Here is a 17001-nt window from a genome sequence, read left to right as displayed (position 1 = left end):
CGATGGCACGGTGATAACCGCGACGACCCCCAAAGGCGAACGGCGTCGCCAGGCTTTGGTAGCGGCCGCCGCCGAGTTGTTACTCGAAGGCGGATTCGATGCGGTGCGCCATCGCTCGGTGGCCACCCGCGCCGATCTGCCGCTGGCGTCGACCACCTACTACTTCGAGTCACTGGAGGACTTGATCGCGCGCGCGGTCGAGTTCAGCGGCAATGCGGAGCTGGAGGTGATGCGCCGCCGGGTCGCCGAGGTCTCGCATCGGCGGCGTGGCGCGGAGGCCACGGTGGATCTGCTGCTGGACCTCCTCGTAGGTCCTGACGAGGCGCTCGAGACCGGCGGGCAACGCAACCACGACGGCCGGCACGCGACCCCGGACCGGCTCGGCCAGCTCATCGCCCGCTACGAGCGGTCGGTGGCCTCGGCCCGACATCCGGAGCTACGCGAGGTGCAACTGCGGCTGCGCGTCCAGCTCGACGAGCTGCTGGCCGACGTGCTGCGCCGCTCCGACCGCCTGGTCCGGCACGAGCAGGTCCGGCGGCTGGTCGCGGTGGTCGACGGCGCGGTGGTCGCCTCGCTCACCGAACTGGACCCCGAACCGCGGCGGATGGCGCGCGGCGCACTGCTGGAGATCATCGATATCGTCGCGCCCGCGACGCCCCAGCAAGCGGACAGGTACCGGGCACTAGACTCGTAAGACGTGAGTGAGCGCAGCGAACGAACCATAGACACAGCGTCAAGGCTTACGACGGAGCCGAGCGCCAGCGAGGCGCAGTCGTGAGTCTTGTCCCGAACGTCCTTGCCACCCGGTACGCCAGCCCGGAACTCGTGCACCTCTGGTCGCCCGAGAACAAGATCGTGCTCGAGCGCCGCCTGTGGCTGGAGGTGCTGCGGGCCCAGTCCGAGCTCGGCATCGACGTGCCTGCCGGGGTGGTCGAGGACTACGAGCGGGTCATCGACCAGGTCGACCTGGCCTCGATCGCCGAACGCGAGCGGGTCACCCGCCACGACGTGAAGGCGCGGATCGAGGAGTTCAACGCGCTGGCCGGGCACGAGCACGTGCACAAGGGCATGACCAGCCGCGACCTCACCGAGAACGTGGAGCAGTTGCAGATCCGGCTCTCGCTGGAACACGTGCACGCGCACGGTGTCGCGGTCGCCGCGCGGCTGGCCGAGCGGGCCGCGGAATACCAGTCGCTGGTGATGGCGGGCCGCTCGCACAATGTCGCCGCCCAGGCCACCACGCTCGGCAAGCGTTTCGCCTCCGCCGCCGACGAGGTGCTGATCGCGCTGACGCGGGTGCGCGAGCTGATCGACCGCTATCCGCTGCGCGGCATCAAGGGCCCGATGGGTACCGCCCAGGACATGCTCGATCTGCTCGACGGTGACGCGGGCAAGCTGTCCGCGCTGGAACAGCAGGTCGCCCGGCACCTCGGTTTCGCCACCGTGCTGACCAGCGTCGGCCAGGTCTATCCGCGCTCGCTCGACCACGATGTGCTCTCCGCGCTGGTGCAGCTGGGCGCGGGGCAGTCCTCCTTTGCGCACACCATCCGCCTGATGGCCGGGCACGAACTGGTCACCGAGGGCTTCCAGCCCGGCCAGGTCGGCAGTTCGGCCATGCCACACAAGATGAACACCCGCTCCTGCGAGCGCGTCAACGGATTGCAGGTCGTGCTGCGCGGTTACGGCTCGATGGCCGCCGAACTCGCGGGCGCGCAGTGGAACGAGGGTGATGTCTTCTGCTCGGTGGTGCGCCGGGTCGCGCTGCCGGACGCCTTCTTCGCCATCGACGGCATGATGGAGACCTTCCTGACCGTGCTCGCCGAATTCGGTGCCTACCCGGCGGTCGTCGCCCGGGAGCTCGATCGCTACCTGCCGTTCCTGGCCACCACCCGGATCCTCATGGCGGCGGTCCGGGCGGGCGTGGGCCGGGAGACCGCGCACGAGGTGATCAAGGAGCACGCGGTCGCCGTCGCACTGGCGATGCGTGAGCAGGGCCGCGAGCCCGATCTGCTGGATCGCCTGGCCGCTGATGACCGGCTGCCGCTGGACCGGGCCGCGCTCGACGCCGCTCTGGCCGACAAGTCCGCGTTCGTCGGCGCAGCCGAGGCGCAGGTCGCCGATGTCGTTGCGGCCGTGGGAAAGCTGGTCGAGCAGTATCCCGACGCCGCGCGCTACACCCCCTCACCGATCCTGTAAGTCCAGTCCTACTGGACCCAGAGCGCATGCGAGCGCAGCGAGCAAGCTCCAGAGCTGGACCGCATCGGGGAAGCGAAGCGCCCCCGATGCGCAATCGATCCGGTCAGCGGGCCGTAAGCCGAGCGCAGCGAGGCGTCGGCCCGCGTCAGGGTTAGAGTCGGCGGGGTGAATCCGTACACGATCTTCGCCGACATCATCGCCGGTCGGGCGCCGTCCAGTCAGGTCTACGCCGACGACGACTGCGTGGCCTTCATGGATATCCGGCCGATGACGCCCGGGCACGTCCTGGTGGTGCCGCGGGTCGCGGCGCGGAGTCTGGCCGAACTGGATCCGGTGGTGGGCGGCAAGCTGTTCCAGGTGGGGCAGCGGGTGGCTGCGGCGCTGCGGGTCAGCGAGGTGGCCTGCGACGGGGTGAATTTCTTTCTGGCGGACGGGGTGACGGCGGGGCAGGAGGTCTTCCACGTGCATCTGCACGTCATTCCGCGCACCCCGGGTGACGGGTTCGGCCTGCGCGGGCGGCCGACGAGCCCGGCGCGCGCGGACCTGGATTATCTCGCCGGATCCATTCGGGGCGCACTGGATCGGTGAAACCGGTGACCTTACGTACCGGATAGTTTGCTGAGTGGATGCTATTATCCTGTTCCGCCGCCACCGGTGCGCGGATTGAGATAGCTTGGCAGGCAACTGAATGCGGTGATGGAGGTGGGGTTATGCGCCGTGCGACGGGAGCTGTCGCCGTGCTGGTCATCGGGCTCGCGGGTGTATGCCAGATAGTCGCCGAACCGGCGAGGGCAGCCGCCGCGCGGATCGCGCACATCGAAACGAAAAGCCCGACCAGATCTTCGGTCTTCGTCGAATCCACGGCCATGGGCCGCACCATCCAGGTGGACGTACTGCACCCGGCCGGCGGCGGTGCGCGCCCGTCCTACTACCTGCTCGACGGCCTGGATCCCGGTGTCGGGCAGAGCACCTGGACCAACGCCACCGACGCCGAGGCGTTCTTCGCGGGTAAACGAGTCAATGTGGTGCTGCCGGTGGGCGGTCAGGCCAGCTACTACACCGATTGGCAGGCCGACGATCCCAGGCTCGGCCGCAACCGGTGGGAGACCTTCCTCACCGCCGAGCTGCCGCCGATCATCGACGCCGCGTTCGACGGCAACGGCGTCAACGGGATCGGCGGGCTGTCCATGGGCGGCAACGCCGCCTTCATCCTGGCCGCGCGGCACCCCGAGCTGTATCAGGCGGTCGCCGGTTACAGCGCCTGCCCCGATACCGGCATGGCCGCGGGCGCGATCATGTTCTCGGTCGCCAATCGCGGCGGCGATCCGGTCAATATGTGGGGCCCGCCGGGCAGCCCCGAATGGGCGGCTCACGATCCCGCCCTCATGGCGGAACGGTTGCGCGGCAAGACGATCTACCTGTCCACCGGCTCCGGCATACCCGGCAAGCACGAGCTGGAGATCAAACCGCAGCTGCCGGAGAACCTGGTCCTCGGCGGGCCGATCGAGACCGGTGTGAACGCCTGCGTCGTCTCGTTCGAGAACCGTCTGCGCGGTCTCGGCATCCCCGCCCAGATCGACCACAGCCTCACCGGCACCCACTCCTGGTCCTACTGGCAGGACACCCTGCACGCCTCCTGGCCTGCCCTGGCTGCCGGGCTCGGCGCCTAGCGGCGAACGCGGCGTCATCCACCGAGGTCTCAGGGTCTCGAACAGTAGGGTGGAGACCATGTCTGTGGAGAGTGTGGTGGCGGCGCCGGTCGCCAAGAAGGTGCCGACGCGCCGCGAGCATCACGGCGACGTGGTCTTCGACGACTACGAGTGGCTGCGCGAGAAGGACGACCCGGAAGTCATCGCGTATCTGAAGGCGGAGAACGCCTACACCGAGGCACAGACCGCGCACCTGGGTGAGCTGCGCGAGCGGATCTTCGACGAGATCAAATCCCGCACCCTGGAGACCGACCTGTCGGTGCCGACCCGGATCGGCGACTACTGGTACTACTCCCGCAGTTTCGAGGGCAAGCAGTACGGCGCCAGCTGCCGGTGCCCGATCAACGCGAACGCCGAGGGCATCGACGCCTGGACGCCGCCGCGGCTCGAGGTCGGCGCGGAGATCCCGGGCGAGGAGGTGCTGCTGGACATCAACGCCCTCGCCGAGGGCCACGAGTTCATCTCGCTCGGTACCGTCTCGGTCAGCCGGGACGGCACCCTGCTCGCCTACTCGGTGGACGTGGTCGGCGACGAGCGCTACACGCTGCGCTTCAAGGATCTGCGCACCGGCGAACCGCTGGCCGACGAGATCGCCGGTACCGCGGGCGGCGCGACCTGGTCGCACGACGGCACCCACGTCTTCTATCAGACGGTCAATGCCGCGTGGCGGCCCGACACCGTGTGGCGGCATCGGCTCGGCACCGACCGCGCCGACGATGTCGTGGTCTTCCACGAGACCGACGAGCGGTACTGGGTCAGCATCGGCACCACCCGCTCGGAGAAGTACCTGATCATCGGCTTGCAGTCCAAGATCACCAGTGAGCTCTGGCTGCTCGAGTCCGAGGATCCCGAGGGCGAGTTCCGGGTCATCCTGCCGCGCCGGGAAGGCGTCGAATACTCCGTCGAGCACGCGGTGATCGGCGGCGAGGACCGCTTCCTGATCCTGCACAACGACGTGGTGGACGGGGTCAAAGCGGAGAACTTCGTGCTGGCCGATGCCCCGGTGTCCGACCCTTCGGCGATGACGCTGCTGATCGGGCACCGCGACGATGTCCGGCTCGAGGACGTGGACGCGTTCCGCGACCACCTGGTGCTCAGCTATCGCCAGGAGGCGCTGCCGCGGGTCGCGGTGTGGCCGCTGACCGAGTCCGGCTACGGCGAGCGCAAGGAACTGGATTTCGATCTGGAGCTGTTCTCGGCGGGCGCGGGCAGCAACCCGGAGTGGGAGCAGCCGACGGTGCGGATCGGGCTGGCCTCGTTCGTGACGCCGCCCCGGGTCTATGACTACGTGCCGGCGACCGGCGCGCTGCTGCTGCGCAAGGAACATCCGGTGCTCGGCGACTACAACCCGGACGACTATGTGCAGCAACGTGATTGGGCGGTCGCCGCGGATGGCACCCGGGTGCCGATCTCGCTGGTGTGGAAGAAGGACGCGGTCGCCGAGGGGCCGAAACCGTTGCTGCTCTACGGGTACGGTTCCTACGAGTCGCCGATCGATCCGTATTTCTCGGTGCCGCGGCTGTCGCTGCTGGAGCGCGGCATGGTGTTCGCGGTCGCGCATGTGCGTGGCGGTGGCGAGATGGGCCGGCTCTGGTACGAGCAGGGCAAGACCCTGACCAAGAAGAACACCTTCACCGATTTCATCGCCTGCGCAAGGCATCTCGTCGATTCGGGGACGACGGCGGCGGACCGGATGGTCGCCGACGGCGGCAGCGCGGGCGGGCTGCTGATGGGCGCGGTGGCGAATATGGCGCCGGAGTTGTTCCGCGGCATCATGACCAGCGTCCCGTTCGTGGACCCGCTCACCTCGATCCTGGACAAGGATCTGCCGCTCACCGTCATCGAATGGGACGAGTGGGGAAATCCGGTGGAGGACAAGGAAGTCTACGACTACATCAAGTCCTACTCGCCGTACGAGAACGTCGCGGCGCAGGACTATCCGGCCATTCTGGCGTTGACCAGTCTGAACGACACCAGGGTGCTGTATGTGGAACCGGCCAAATGGGTGGCCAGGCTGCGCGCCACCAAGACCGGTGCTTCCCAGCTGCTGCTCAAGACGGAGATGAGCGCCGGGCACGGCGGGGTCAGCGGGCGCTACGAGAAGTGGAAGGAAGTCGCCTTCGAGTTCGCGTGGCTGCTCGACACGGTCGGTCTGGCGGATCGGTAGGCAGTGGACGGTCCCGGCCTGACGGTCAGGCCGGGACCGGCGCGGATCAGATTCCGCAGTTGTTGATGTCGTCGACCATCTGCTGACGGTTCTGTTCGCGAATGTGCTCGATGCCACGGTAGGCGCCCTTGGCGTCCAGGACCGCGATGTAGACGTCGGCGATCTGCTCGGGCGTCGCGTCGGGTTTCTCGGCGCGTACCTTGTCGGCGAAACTCTGTGCCGCCGCGCACCTTTCCTGCGGGGTGAAGATCGGCGGGGGATCCCCCGGATCGGCCTGTGCCGCCCCCGGGGCAACCAGTAGTAGCGGAGTGATGATGGCGCTGAATACTGCTGCTCTCACCTTCGTGATCCTAGCCATGCCGCGCTGTTCGTTACCCGGACACTTGTCCTGCACACTCAGTACATTTCCATCCGGCACCGTATGTACATGAACGCTGAACTGCTCGTATCCATATCCGGGATCCGGGACACCACCCGGGATGCCGCGATCGAATTCGCCGCCGAGATGGATCAGCGGAATGTCCGGTTGTCGCTGCTGGTGGCGCCGCGCCTGAAGGGCGGCTATCGGCTGCTGGCCGATCCGGCGACGCAGGCCTGGCTGCGCGGGCGCCGGGCCCGCGGCGACGCGATCGTCCTGCACGGCTATGACCAGGCCGCGACCAAACGCCGCCGGGCCGAGTTCGCGACGCTGCCCAAACACGAAGCGCGGCTGCGGCTTACCGCCGCCGACCGGGTAATGGAGCAGGCCGAACTGCGCACCCGGCTGTTCGCCGCGCCGCGCTGGGACGCCTCGCACGGCGCCATCGACGCGCTCCCCGAGGTCGGCTTCCGGCTGGCACTCGGGCTGACCTCCATCCTGGATCTGGACCGCAATGCCGCGCAGAAGGCCCGGGTGTACGGGATCGGCGAGGGTTTCCGGGCCGAACCGTGGTGGTGCCGGGCCCTGGTGCTCGGCGCGGCCCGCACGGCTCGGCGCGGCGGCGTGCTGCGCCTGGCGATCTCGGCCGCCCAGCTCCAGCGGCCGGGGCCGCGTCAGGCCATGCTGGACGCGGTCGACCTGGCGCTGTTCCACGGCGCGCACAGCGAGGTGTATCGCTGGGAGCCGTTCGTGGCGGCCCGCGCGGCCTAATCCCGTTCCGGGACCCGCGGTCGCGCGTCGTGGGTGAACGCGCCCGCTTCGGCCGGGCCGAGATCCATCGATTTCGCGGCCAGCTGAGTGAGGGCGCGTTCGATATCGGCGATCAGCAGATCGGCCAGGTCGGTGCTGAAGCCGTGCCGCAGCACCGCCCGCATGATCGTCTCGTCGCCACGCGCGGCGGGCAGGGGATAGGCGGCAACCGTCCAGCCGCGGGTGCGCAGGCGGTCGGAGAGGTCGTAGAGGTTGTAGTCGTGGCCCGGCCGCAGCCGCCAGGAGACCGCGGTGATGCCCTTGCCCGGATCACCGTCGTGGATCGACTCGAACACGCCGAGCCGATCCAGCCGCTTGGCCAGATGCCTTGCGACACGGTAGATCTCGGATTGCACGCGGCTGTAACCGGCGCGGCCGAGCCGGATGAACTCGTAGTACTGGGTGATGACCTGGCCGCCGGGGCGGGAGAAGTTCAGGTTGAACGTGGCCGTCGAACCACCCAGATAGTCCACGTCGAAGACGAGTTCGTCGGGCAGGTCGGTGGCGTCACGCCAGATTGCCCAGCCCGCGCCGAGCGGCGCCAGCCCGGTCTTGTGCCCGGAGGCATTGATCGACCGGACCCGGGGCAGCCGGAAATCCCACACCAGATACGGTGCGCAGAACGGGGCCAGGAAGCCGCCGCTGGCGGCGTCGACGTGGATCGGGATGTCCAGGCCGGTCCGTTCCTCGAGCCGGTCGAGTTCGCGGCTGATCCCGGCCACGTCCTCGAACAGGCCGGTGAAGGTCTGCCCGAAGGTCGGCACCACCATGATCGTGCGCTCGTCGCAGGCGGCCGCCGCGTCCTCCGGGCGGAGGGTGAATTGGTTACCGAGCAAAGGCAATTGGCGGATCTCGACATCGAAGTAGCGGGCGAACTTCTCCCAGCACACCTGCACCGGCCCGCATACGAAATTCGGTGTGCCGCTGCCGCCGCGCTGCCGCCAGCGGAACTTGGCCGCCAACCCGCCGAGCAGCGCGGCCTCGCTGGAACCGGTGGTGGAGGTGCCGCGGGTGCGTGCCGCGTCGGGCGCGTGCCACAGGTCGGCGATCATTCGCACACAACGCTTTTCGAGTTCGGCGGTCTGCGGGTACTCGTCCTTGTCGACGATGTTCTTGTCCAGTGATTCGGCCATCAGCCGACGGGCCTGGTCGTCGAGCCAGGTGGTGCAGAAGGTGGCCAGATTGAGCCGGGCGGCGCCGTCGAGCAGCAGCTCGTCGCGGACCAGCTCGTAGGCTGCCTGTGGGAACATCTCTCCGGCGGGGAAGCCGGCGCGGGGTGCGCCCTGCCGCAGATCGGGCATCGCGAACAGGTCGTCGGAATCCGGATGCTCGGGCATCTGCACAGAATCGCATATCCGGCGCGGTTCACATTGCCAATCGTTCGCGACACGGACTGCTCGGTCCGCTGAGCGTGGTCCAGGCACTGGACAGTTCGTGTCAGAGTGAGATAGCCAGCTGGAAACCAGACGAGTACAGGAGATCGGATTGACCACCGAATTACGTACGCGCGTAGCCGCTCTGATGCCGCAGGCCAAGCAGGATCTGACCCAGCTGGTGGCATTCAGATCGGTGGCCGACCCGCGCCAGTTCCCGCCCGAAGAATGCGAGCGGACCGCGCAGTGGGTGGCCGACGCCTTCGCCTCGGTCGGTTTGACAAAGGTCGGCCTGCACGAAACGCCGGACGGCAGCAAGGCGGTCATCGCGTCCCGGCCCGCACCGCCCGGCGCGCCGACGGTGCTGCTCTACTGTCACTACGACGTGCAGCCGCCGCTGGACGCCGCCGCCTGGCGCACCCCGGTGTGGGAGCTGACCGAGAAGAACGGTCGCTGGTACGGCCGCGGCAGCGCCGACTGCAAGGGCAATATCGTCATGCACCTGACCGCGCTGCGCGCCATCGATCCCGAACTGCCGCTTGGCATCACGTTGGTCAGCGAAGGCTCCGAGGAGCAGGGCACCGGCGGGCTGGAGCGCTTCGTACAGGCGAATCCGGACCTGCTGCGCGCCGACGCCATCGTGATCGGCGACTGCGGCAACTTCGCGGCCGGCGTGCCGACCTTCACCGAAACCCTGCGCGGCAGCGTAAATGTGGTTGTCACCGTGGAAACCCTTGCGGGGCCGATGCATTCGGGCATGTTCGGCGGCGCGGCGCCCGACGCGCTGGCCGCCATGATCCATCTGCTGGCCACGCTGCGCGACGAACACGGCAACACCACGGTCGACGGGCTGTCCAATGATCAGCGCTGGTCCGGCGTGCAGTACCCGGTCGAGCAGTTCCGCATCGACGCGGGCGTGCTCGGCGGCGTCGATCTGCTGGGCGAGGGCACCGTCGCCGACATGCTCTGGGCCAGGCCCGCTTTGACGGTGCTCGGTATCGACGCGCCACCGGTCCTCGGTTCGTCGGGCGCCGTCCAGCCCGCGGCACGGGCGCGATTGAACCTGCGGATCCCGCCGGGCACCGACCCGCAGACCGGGCTGCGCGCGCTGACCGAACATCTGCGGGCCAATGTGCCCTGGCACGCGCAGTTGACGATCGAGATCGAGGGCACCGGCGCTCCGTTCCGGTCGGGGCGGGGCGGTCCGGCGCGCACCGCGATGGAACAGGCGCTGACGCAAGCCTACGGCCGGGCGCCGACCACCCAGGGCCAGGGCGGTTCGATCCCGCTGTGCAACGTCTTCGCCGACACCTACCCGGACGCGGAGATCATGCTGCTCGGCGTCGAAGAGCCCAAATGCCTGATCCACGCGCCCAACGAGAGTGTCGACCCGGCCGAGATCGAGCGGATGGCGCTGGCCGAGGCGCTGTTCCTGACCAACTACCGCTGAGCCGCGCCCGTCCGCTCGGCCGAGGGATAATCGGTCCTCGAAACGAGCCGCGCGGTCGGGTGAGGAGCTGCCCCGCTACAGCGACAGTTCCGACTCGGGGCCGATCGGCCGGAATTCGGTGCCCGCGGGAGCCATCTCGGTGAGCCTGCCGAAATAGATGCCGTGCGCTTCCGGCGCGATGATTGCGTGGTGGATCGGTACGGCGGTGCGCGGGGCGACCGCGCGCAGATAGTCGACGGCCTCGCTGATCCGCATCCACGGCGCGGCCGCCGGAACCGCGAGCACGCCGACCGGCACCGGCGGCACCCACAGCGAATCGCCGGGGTGCACCAGCTCGGCCGGATCGGCGGCGGTGCCCAGCTGGTAGACGGTGTTGTCGATCACCGGGATCTCCGGGTGGATCACCGCGTGCCGTCCGCCGCCGCCGGTGATCCGCAGGTCGCCGAGCTCGATCACAGTGCCAGCGTGCACCGCCTCCCAGCTACCCCCACGCTGCTGGGCCGTCTGCGGATCCGAGAACAAACGCGCGCCCGGGTTCGCCTCGATCAACGCGTCGACCCGGGCCGGGTCGATGTGGTCGGGATGCTGGTGGGTGACCGCGATCGCGTCCAGACCGGTGAGACCTTCGAAGCCGTGGGCGAAGGTGCCGGGATCGAACAGCACCTTCTTGCCGTGCAGCTCGACGAGGAGACACGAGTGGCCGAAGTGGGCTATCCGCATGCGCTCATCGTAGGACCCCGGGGCCTGGGCGGGGGAAGTCGGCAACTAGGCTGGTCAAGTAACCCCCCCACACCACCCCTGAGGAGCAACGCGTGGCACGAGTCGTGGTCGAGGTGATGCCGAAAGCCGAGATCCTGGATCCGCAGGGGCAGGCCATCGTCGGTGCGCTCCCGCGTCTGGGATTCGCCGGCATCTCGGATGTGCGGCAGGGCAAGCGATTCGAGCTCGACGTGGACGACAGCGTCAGCGACGCCGAGCTCGAGCAGATCGCGGAGGCGCTGCTCGCCAACACCGTGATCGAGGAGTGGAAGGTGGTGCGCGTCTCATGACCGCGCGGATCGGTGTGATCACCTTCCCCGGCACGCTCGACGATGTCGACGCGGCACGCGCTGTCACCCGCTCCGGCGCCGAGGCGGTCAGCCTGTGGCACGCCGACGCCGACCTGAAGGGCGTCGACGCGGTGGTCGTCCCCGGCGGCTTCTCCTACGGCGACTACCTGCGCTGCGGCGCCATCGCCCGGTTCGCGCCGGTGATGGGCAAGGTCGTGGAGAGCGCCAAGGCCGGCATGCCGGTGCTGGGTATCTGCAACGGTTTCCAGGTGCTGTGCGAGGCGGGGCTGCTGCCCGGCGCGCTCACCCGCAACGAGGGCCTGCATTTCATCTGCCGGGACGAGTGGTTGCAGGTCGAGTCGGTGGACACCGCCTGGACCGCGCGCTACGAGCCGGGCGCGCAGATCCTGATCCCGTTGAAGTCCGGTGAGGGCCGCTACCAGGCCTCGACCGAGGTGCTCGACGAGCTGGAGGGCGAGGGCCGGGTGGTCTTCCGCTACGCGGGCGAGAACCCGAACGGCTCACAGCGCGGTATCGCCGGCATCTCCTCGGCCAACGGCCGGGTGGTGGGCCTGATGCCGCATCCCGAGCACGCCACCGAACCGCTGACCGGTCCGAGCGACGACGGCATGGGCATGTTCCTGTCGGTGCTCGACGCCCTGGTCACCGCCTGATCGGATTCAGCAGATCCGGCCGAGGAGTTCGAAGTCGACGCCGTCGGCGCGGGCGATGTAACTCGGCTGGATGACCTGGTTGCCGCGGAAATGCCGGATACCGCCGGGGATCTCGTAGCCGACGCCGTCGCGTAGCGCGCGCTGGATGCTCGGCACGTCGAGTGAGCCGACGGCCTCGGCCAGCGCGCGCAGGGTGTGGACCGCCTCGTAGGTGGCGTTACTGAAGCTGGTGAGTGTGGGTGCGAAGTGGCCGTGCCGGTTCCGGTAGCGGGCTCGGCGTGCGGCGCCGTCGTCCAGCCGGTCGTCGAGGAAGAAGCTCGACGGTACGAAGAGATTGTGGTTCGCGCCGAGGCCGCCGGCCAGCAGCACGTTCTCGTCGGCGGCCGGGCTCAGGCGCAGTTGGGTGGCGGCTCGTCCGGTCGCTGCGAACTGCCGGTTGAACCGGGCCACGTCGTTGCCGACCATCAGGATGATGATGCCCTGGGCCCGGTCCAGTTCGGGTGCGGCCAGGAAGCTGCCGAAATCCTGATTGCCGAGCGGGATGAAACGTTCCAGGACAAGGGATTCCGGGTCGACCAGCGCGGCCCGGACCAGCCGGGCGGTCTCGCGTGGCCAGATGTAGTCGCTGCCGATGATCGCCCAGCGCCGGATGCCGTATTCGCGGCGGAGCCACCGCACGGCGGGCACCGTGTGCCGGGCCGGGTGTTCGCCGAGCATCAGGACTCCGGGTAGTTCGTCGGGTAGGCCCTCGTGTCCGGTGGCGAACAGGTAGGGCACCCGGCCGGCGTTGGCCCGGGCCACCGCGCGCCGCACGGCCGAGGTGTGCCAGCCGGTGATCGCGTGCACCATCCCGGTCGCCAGCAGCGCGGCGACCTCGTCGGCCACCTGCTCCGCGGGGCGGCCGCCGTCGATATGGGTGGTGCGCATTTCGCGGCCGAGAATTCCGGCGCCGCTGTTGATTTCGGCTACCGCGAGTGAAATCGCGGCATCGCAGGAGGGCGCCAGGATCCCGCCGGGGCCCTGGCGCGGGACGATGTCCAGGATCTCGATGGTGCCGTCTGGGCTCTCGCCGAACGGAGGCATTCGGTACTCTTCTGCTCGTTCGAGACGATTCTTGGCGGGGCAGGAAACAATGACGACCATTGTAGGCGGACAATCCACACTGCATGGTGCGCTGCGGGCTGCGGAACGCCGTTGGCTGTGCCATCTCGATGAAGTGCTTTGTGCCAGGCGGCTTTCCCCGGATCAATGGACGATGCTGTGCAATTTGTCCAGTGATTCCGGCGTGACGATGAGCGAATTGGCCAGCAGAGCTCAATTGGCCCCGTCGTCGGCGACCCGGCACGCGGACTATCTGGCCGAGCGCGGGCTGATCTTCCGGGTGGCCGCGGAGGACGACCGGCGGCGCATCCTGATCGGCCTGAGCGCGCTCGGCGTCGAGCTCGTGGCCGCGGTGCGCGCCGAGGAGGCGCGGGCCGAACAGGAGTTGCGGGAGCGGATCGGCGCTCGTCGCTACGGCGAATTGCTGCGCGTGCTCGAGCTCATATCGGCGGCCGAGCGGCCGTAATCCGGCACCGGTTCCGGCCTGGTTTCGATCGGGACACTTGCGTCCCAAAAGTCGCATTCCGAATCTTTCGTCTCCAGACGGTGATCTTTCTCCATTACCTTCCGAATGGAATTGTTTTACGGGACGGCGAGGAGCGGAAGATGGGAAACGAATCGGTTGTGTCGAACCCTGACACGGTCAATGTCGCGGTGATCAATCACGCGATGCCACGCCTGCATTCGCGTCCGGAGGTGCTGGCCAACGCCTACCGGATCGGACATCTCCTCGACGGACTCAAACTCGGACACCGCGACGTGGACCTGGTCGTCCTACCCGAATATTCGACGATGGGCGTGATGTACGACGAGACCGAGCTGTACTCCACGGCCACCGTGATACCGGGCGAGGAGACCCAGGTGCTCGCCGAGGCCTGCCGTCGCAACGACCTGTGGGGTGTCTTCTCGCTCGCCGAGCAGCACGAGGAACATCCGCTGCGCGCCCCCTACAACACCGCGATTCTGATCAACAATCTCGGCGAGATCGTGCAGCGCTATCGCAAACTCGCACCCCCGCCCGACGGCGAAGCCTGCTATCCCGGCGACACCACCTACGTCTGCGCGGGACCCAAGGGCATCCAGCTGTCGCTGATCCTCGGCGAGGACGGCGACTATCCGGAGGTGTGGCGCGACTGCGTGGCCAAGGGCGCCGAACTGGTGGTGCACAGCAGGGTGCTGCGCGGCTCGCAGACCGAACAGCGGGTGGGGCTGGACAAGGCGATGGCGTGGGCCAACGGCGTCTACGTGGCGGTCGCGGGCGCGTCGGGCTTCGACGGCGTGCACTCCTACGCGGGCCACTCGATGATCGTCGGCCACGACGGGCGCACCCTCGGCGAATGCGGTTCGGAGGCGAACGAGTTGCGCTCGGCTCGGCTCTCGCTGCGCGACATCCGCGAGGCCCGCCACTACGGCCGCGACCACTTCGGGCCCTACGGGCTGCTGCATCGCGGCGAATCCCGCGACACCGACGCCTTCGGCGTGGCCGACTGCCCGCTCGACTTCTACCGCACCTGGATCAACGATCCCGTGAAGGCACAGGAGCAGGTCCAGGAGATCGTCGGAATCTAGATCGCTCATTACGATCGGGGGATGCCCGCGACTACCACCGCTGCCACGGCCCCAGGGCTGTGCGCGTTCATCGACGCCTCGCCGAGCCCGTTCCACGTCTGCCGGACCGTCGCGGCGGAATTGGACGCCCACGGTTTCACGGCCCTGGCCGAGGCGGAGCCGTGGCCGAGCGCGCCGGGCCGGTACTACGTGGTCCGGGGCGGTTCGCTGATCGCCTGGGCCGGCACCGACGACGCGACGCTGCCGTTCCGGGTGCTGGGCGCGCACACCGACAGCCCGAACCTGCGGGTCAAGCAGCATCCGGATCTGGCGAACGCGGGCTGGCAGCTGGTCGGCCTGGAGCCCTACGGCGGCGCGTGGCTGAACTCCTGGTTGGACCGGGAGCTGGGCATCTCCGGGCGGCTGAGTGTGCGCGAGGGAAACACGGTGCGCGACAAGCTCGTTCGCATCGATGACCCGATCCTGCGGGTACCGCAGCTGGCGATCCACCTGTCCGAGGACCGGCGCGGCGTCCAGCTCGATCCGCAGCGGCACGTGAACGCGGTGTGGGGCATCGGCGACCGGCCGCGTTCGTTCCTGGATTTCGTGGCTGAACACGCCGGGGTGCGTCCCGACGCGGTGCTCGGCTGGGAGCTCATGACCCACGATCTGGCCCCGAGCCGGCTGGTCGGGCGGGACCAGGACCTGCTCAGCGCGCCGCGCCTGGACAATCAGGGCACCTGCTACGCGGGCCTGCACGCTTTCCTCGCGGCCCTCGCCGAGCCCGGCGCGGCGCTGCCGGTGCTGGTCATGTTCGATCACGAGGAGGTGGGCAGCCAATCCGATCGCGGCGCGCAATCGGATCTGCTGCCGACGGTGCTGGAGCGGATCGTGCTGGCCCGCGGCGGCGGCCGGGCCGAATTCCTCACGGCGCTGGCCGGTTCCGTGGTCGCCTCCGGTGACATGGCGCACGCCACGCACCCCAACTACCCGGACCGGCACGAGCCCGCGCACCGCATCGAGGTCAACGGCGGCCCGGTGCTGAAGGTGAACCAGAACCTGCGCTACGCCACCGACGCCGCCGGGGCCGGCGCCTTCGCGCTGGCCTGCGACCAGGCCGGAGTTCCGTTGCAGCGCTACGTACATCGCGCCGATCTGCCATGCGGGTCCACCGTCGGCCCGATGACGGCCGCGCGCACCGGCATGACCACCGTCGATGTCGGCGCGCCGCAGCTGGCCATGCATTCGGCCCGGGAGCTGATGGGCTCGGCCGACGTGGCCGCCTACGCCGCCGCGCTGGCCGCCTTCCTCACACCCGCTCCGGCCGGCTGAGCCGCCGCCAGGCACAGCACCGCGAACGTGACCAGCACATAGCTACTGCCGACGAGCTGCTGCCACCAGTTCCAGTCGAGTTCGCGGTGCCACGGTAGATGCCACTGTGGGCCGACCACCAGCAGCGCGGTGCCCGCGAGCACCGAGCCGAGGAACCACGGATTGCGGTGGCCGCGTTCGACGGCGAGCGCGGCCGCCAGCAGCGCCGGTGCGGTCCAGACCCAGTGGTGCGACCAGGACACCGGCGACACCAGCAGCAGTGCGAAGGCATTCACCAGCAGTGCGGAGACCGGTGAGCCCGCGTCGAGCAGCTTACGCATCCACAGCACGGCGAGTCCGAGCGTCAGCGCCGCCAGGGTGAGCCACAGACCGGTCGCTATCGGACCCGCGAAGCCGAGCCGGAACAGCAGGCCCTTGATCGACTGATTGCCCGCGAACTCCGGGGCGCCGATGCGGCCGGTGTCGAGAATGATGTGCAGCCAGTAGCGCAGCGAATCGCCCGGCATCAGCAGCAGGCCGGTACCGGCCGCGGCGAGCGCGGACACGGCGATCGTGCGCAGCGACTTCCGGTCGCGTCGCAGCAGGAAGTAGAGCAGGAACGCGGCCGGGACCAGTTTCACCGAGATGGCGAGGCCGATCAGCAGCCCGCGCGGCCAGCGCGGTTCGCGGGCCAGGCAGTCGGCGGCCACGGCCGCCATCAGGACCAGGTTGATCTGCCCGAACCCCAGGGTCTGGCGCACCGGTTCCAGCAGCTGCGCCAGCGCGACGGCGACGATGACCAGCGCCAGCGCGACCGGACGGTCCAGCGCGGGGCGCAGCCGCGCCAGCACCAGCCACAGCGTCACCGCGAGGCTCAGGACCGACACCGTGAGCATCGCCGCCTCGGCCAGCGGCAGCGGCAGCAGCGCGAGCGGTGCGAAAAGCAGCGCGGCCGGCGGGGGATAGGTGAAGGGCAGCTCGATGCCGAGTACCGGCGGCAGTTCGCCGTAGATGGATTTCCCGTCCAGCCAGGCCCGGGCGCCGTTGCGGTAGACCAGCAGGTCGATGTAGCCGCGCCACCATTGCGCGCGCACCGAGATCAGTGCGGAAGCCGCCAGCGCCGTCACCGCCGCCAGCACCACCCAGCCCTGCCGGGCCCACACCGAATCCGTCACCGCGCGCTCGTTCATGACTCCACCTCGCCGCTGGGGGTTCCCGCATGACTGAGTGCGCTCGGGTGTGACATCGGCTGTGG

Annotated in this window: 17 protein-coding genes; 12 read left to right on the top strand and 5 right to left on the bottom strand. The window is 68.9% G+C overall.

Annotated elements, in window-relative coordinates; translation table 11 throughout:
• Positions 1-10 precede the first annotated feature (10 nt).
• The 5 genes from ACFVMC_RS03455 to ACFVMC_RS03435 all read left to right on the top strand — a co-directional run bounded on the left by ACFVMC_RS03455 (position 11) and on the right by ACFVMC_RS03435 (position 6072).
• Positions 11-694, top strand: coding sequence for a TetR/AcrR family transcriptional regulator (locus ACFVMC_RS03455; RefSeq protein ID WP_379206465.1), 684 nt, complete (start codon positions 11-13; stop codon positions 692-694).
• 80 nt (positions 695-774) lie between these two features.
• Complete coding sequence (gene purB / locus ACFVMC_RS03450; protein ID WP_379206463.1) at positions 775-2196, top strand: adenylosuccinate lyase; 1422 nt, start codon at positions 775-777, stop codon at positions 2194-2196.
• Positions 2197-2361: 165 nt separating this feature from the next.
• Positions 2362-2784, top strand: a complete 423-nt coding sequence (locus ACFVMC_RS03445) for an HIT family protein (RefSeq protein WP_379206461.1) — start codon at positions 2362-2364, stop codon at positions 2782-2784.
• Between the two features lie 122 nt (positions 2785-2906).
• Positions 2907-3866 (top strand): alpha/beta hydrolase, encoded by a 960-nt coding sequence (locus tag ACFVMC_RS03440; protein WP_379206460.1) that lies wholly within the window; start codon positions 2907-2909, stop codon positions 3864-3866.
• A gap of 58 nt (positions 3867-3924) precedes the next feature.
• Positions 3925-6072, top strand: coding sequence for a S9 family peptidase (locus ACFVMC_RS03435; protein ID WP_379206459.1), 2148 nt, complete (start codon positions 3925-3927; stop codon positions 6070-6072).
• A 46-nt stretch (positions 6073-6118) separates the two neighbouring features.
• Here ACFVMC_RS03435 and ACFVMC_RS03430 read toward each other — a convergent pair whose 3' ends face one another.
• Entirely contained in the window at positions 6119-6412 is a 294-nt protein-coding gene (locus ACFVMC_RS03430) for a hypothetical protein (protein WP_379206457.1), read from the bottom strand.
• Positions 6413-6499: 87 nt separating this feature from the next.
• On the opposite strand from ACFVMC_RS03430, the gene ACFVMC_RS03425 reads away from it, so the two are divergent.
• Entirely contained in the window at positions 6500-7201 is a 702-nt protein-coding gene (locus ACFVMC_RS03425) for a DUF2334 domain-containing protein (RefSeq protein WP_379206456.1), read from the top strand.
• Here the strand turns inward: ACFVMC_RS03425 and ACFVMC_RS03420 are convergent.
• Complete coding sequence (locus ACFVMC_RS03420; RefSeq protein ID WP_379206455.1) at positions 7198-8577, bottom strand: glutamate decarboxylase; 1380 nt, start codon at positions 8575-8577, stop codon at positions 7198-7200. The genes ACFVMC_RS03425 and ACFVMC_RS03420 overlap by 4 nt on opposite strands.
• 148 nt (positions 8578-8725) lie before the next feature.
• Between ACFVMC_RS03420 and ACFVMC_RS03415 the strand changes: the two genes are divergently transcribed.
• Entirely contained in the window at positions 8726-10063 is a 1338-nt protein-coding gene (locus ACFVMC_RS03415; protein WP_379206453.1) for a dipeptidase, read from the top strand.
• Positions 10064-10138: 75 nt separating this feature from the next.
• On the opposite strand, the gene ACFVMC_RS03410 is transcribed toward ACFVMC_RS03415, so the two are convergent.
• Positions 10139-10783 (bottom strand): MBL fold metallo-hydrolase, encoded by a 645-nt coding sequence (locus tag ACFVMC_RS03410; RefSeq protein WP_379206451.1) that lies wholly within the window; start codon positions 10781-10783, stop codon positions 10139-10141.
• A 92-nt stretch (positions 10784-10875) separates the two neighbouring features.
• Here ACFVMC_RS03410 and purS point away from each other — a divergent pair, with 92 nt between their 5' ends.
• Positions 10876-11112 (top strand): phosphoribosylformylglycinamidine synthase subunit PurS, encoded by a 237-nt coding sequence (purS, locus tag ACFVMC_RS03405; RefSeq protein WP_357312513.1) that lies wholly within the window; start codon positions 10876-10878, stop codon positions 11110-11112.
• Positions 11109-11786 (top strand): phosphoribosylformylglycinamidine synthase subunit PurQ, encoded by a 678-nt coding sequence (purQ, locus tag ACFVMC_RS03400; protein WP_379206449.1) that lies wholly within the window; start codon positions 11109-11111, stop codon positions 11784-11786. Before purS ends, purQ begins: the two co-directional genes overlap by 4 nt.
• 6 nt (positions 11787-11792) lie before the next feature.
• On the opposite strand, the gene ACFVMC_RS03395 is transcribed toward purQ, so the two are convergent.
• Positions 11793-12869 (bottom strand): substrate-binding domain-containing protein, encoded by a 1077-nt coding sequence (locus ACFVMC_RS03395; RefSeq protein ID WP_379206447.1) that lies wholly within the window; start codon positions 12867-12869, stop codon positions 11793-11795.
• On the opposite strand from ACFVMC_RS03395, the gene ACFVMC_RS03390 reads away from it, so the two are divergent.
• The 3 genes from ACFVMC_RS03390 to ACFVMC_RS03380 all read left to right on the top strand — a co-directional run bounded on the left by ACFVMC_RS03390 (position 12820) and on the right by ACFVMC_RS03380 (position 15767).
• Positions 12820-13353, top strand: a complete 534-nt coding sequence (locus ACFVMC_RS03390) for a MarR family winged helix-turn-helix transcriptional regulator (RefSeq protein WP_379206446.1) — start codon at positions 12820-12822, stop codon at positions 13351-13353. The two genes, ACFVMC_RS03395 and ACFVMC_RS03390, sit on opposite strands and share 50 nt — an antisense overlap.
• 140 nt (positions 13354-13493) lie before the next feature.
• Positions 13494-14456: a nitrilase-related carbon-nitrogen hydrolase gene (locus ACFVMC_RS03385; protein ID WP_379206444.1), complete on the top strand. Its 963-nt coding sequence runs from the start codon at positions 13494-13496 to the stop codon at positions 14454-14456.
• 21 nt (positions 14457-14477) lie between these two features.
• Positions 14478-15767 (top strand): M18 family aminopeptidase, encoded by a 1290-nt coding sequence (locus tag ACFVMC_RS03380; RefSeq protein ID WP_379206442.1) that lies wholly within the window; start codon positions 14478-14480, stop codon positions 15765-15767.
• Here the strand turns inward: ACFVMC_RS03380 and ACFVMC_RS03375 are convergent.
• On the bottom strand, positions 15719-16936 hold the full coding sequence (locus tag ACFVMC_RS03375; RefSeq protein WP_379206440.1) for a glycosyltransferase family 87 protein: 1218 nt from the start codon (positions 16934-16936) through the stop codon (positions 15719-15721). The genes ACFVMC_RS03380 and ACFVMC_RS03375 overlap by 49 nt on opposite strands.
• Between the last annotated feature and the right edge of the window lie 65 nt (positions 16937-17001).

It is taken from the genome of Nocardia sp. NPDC127579 (assembly GCF_042672005.1).
In the GTDB taxonomy this organism is placed as follows: domain Bacteria; phylum Actinomycetota; class Actinomycetes; order Mycobacteriales; family Mycobacteriaceae; genus Nocardia.
The sequence above is the reverse complement of the archived record's forward strand: the minus strand, read 5'-3'. Positions and strand labels throughout refer to the sequence as shown.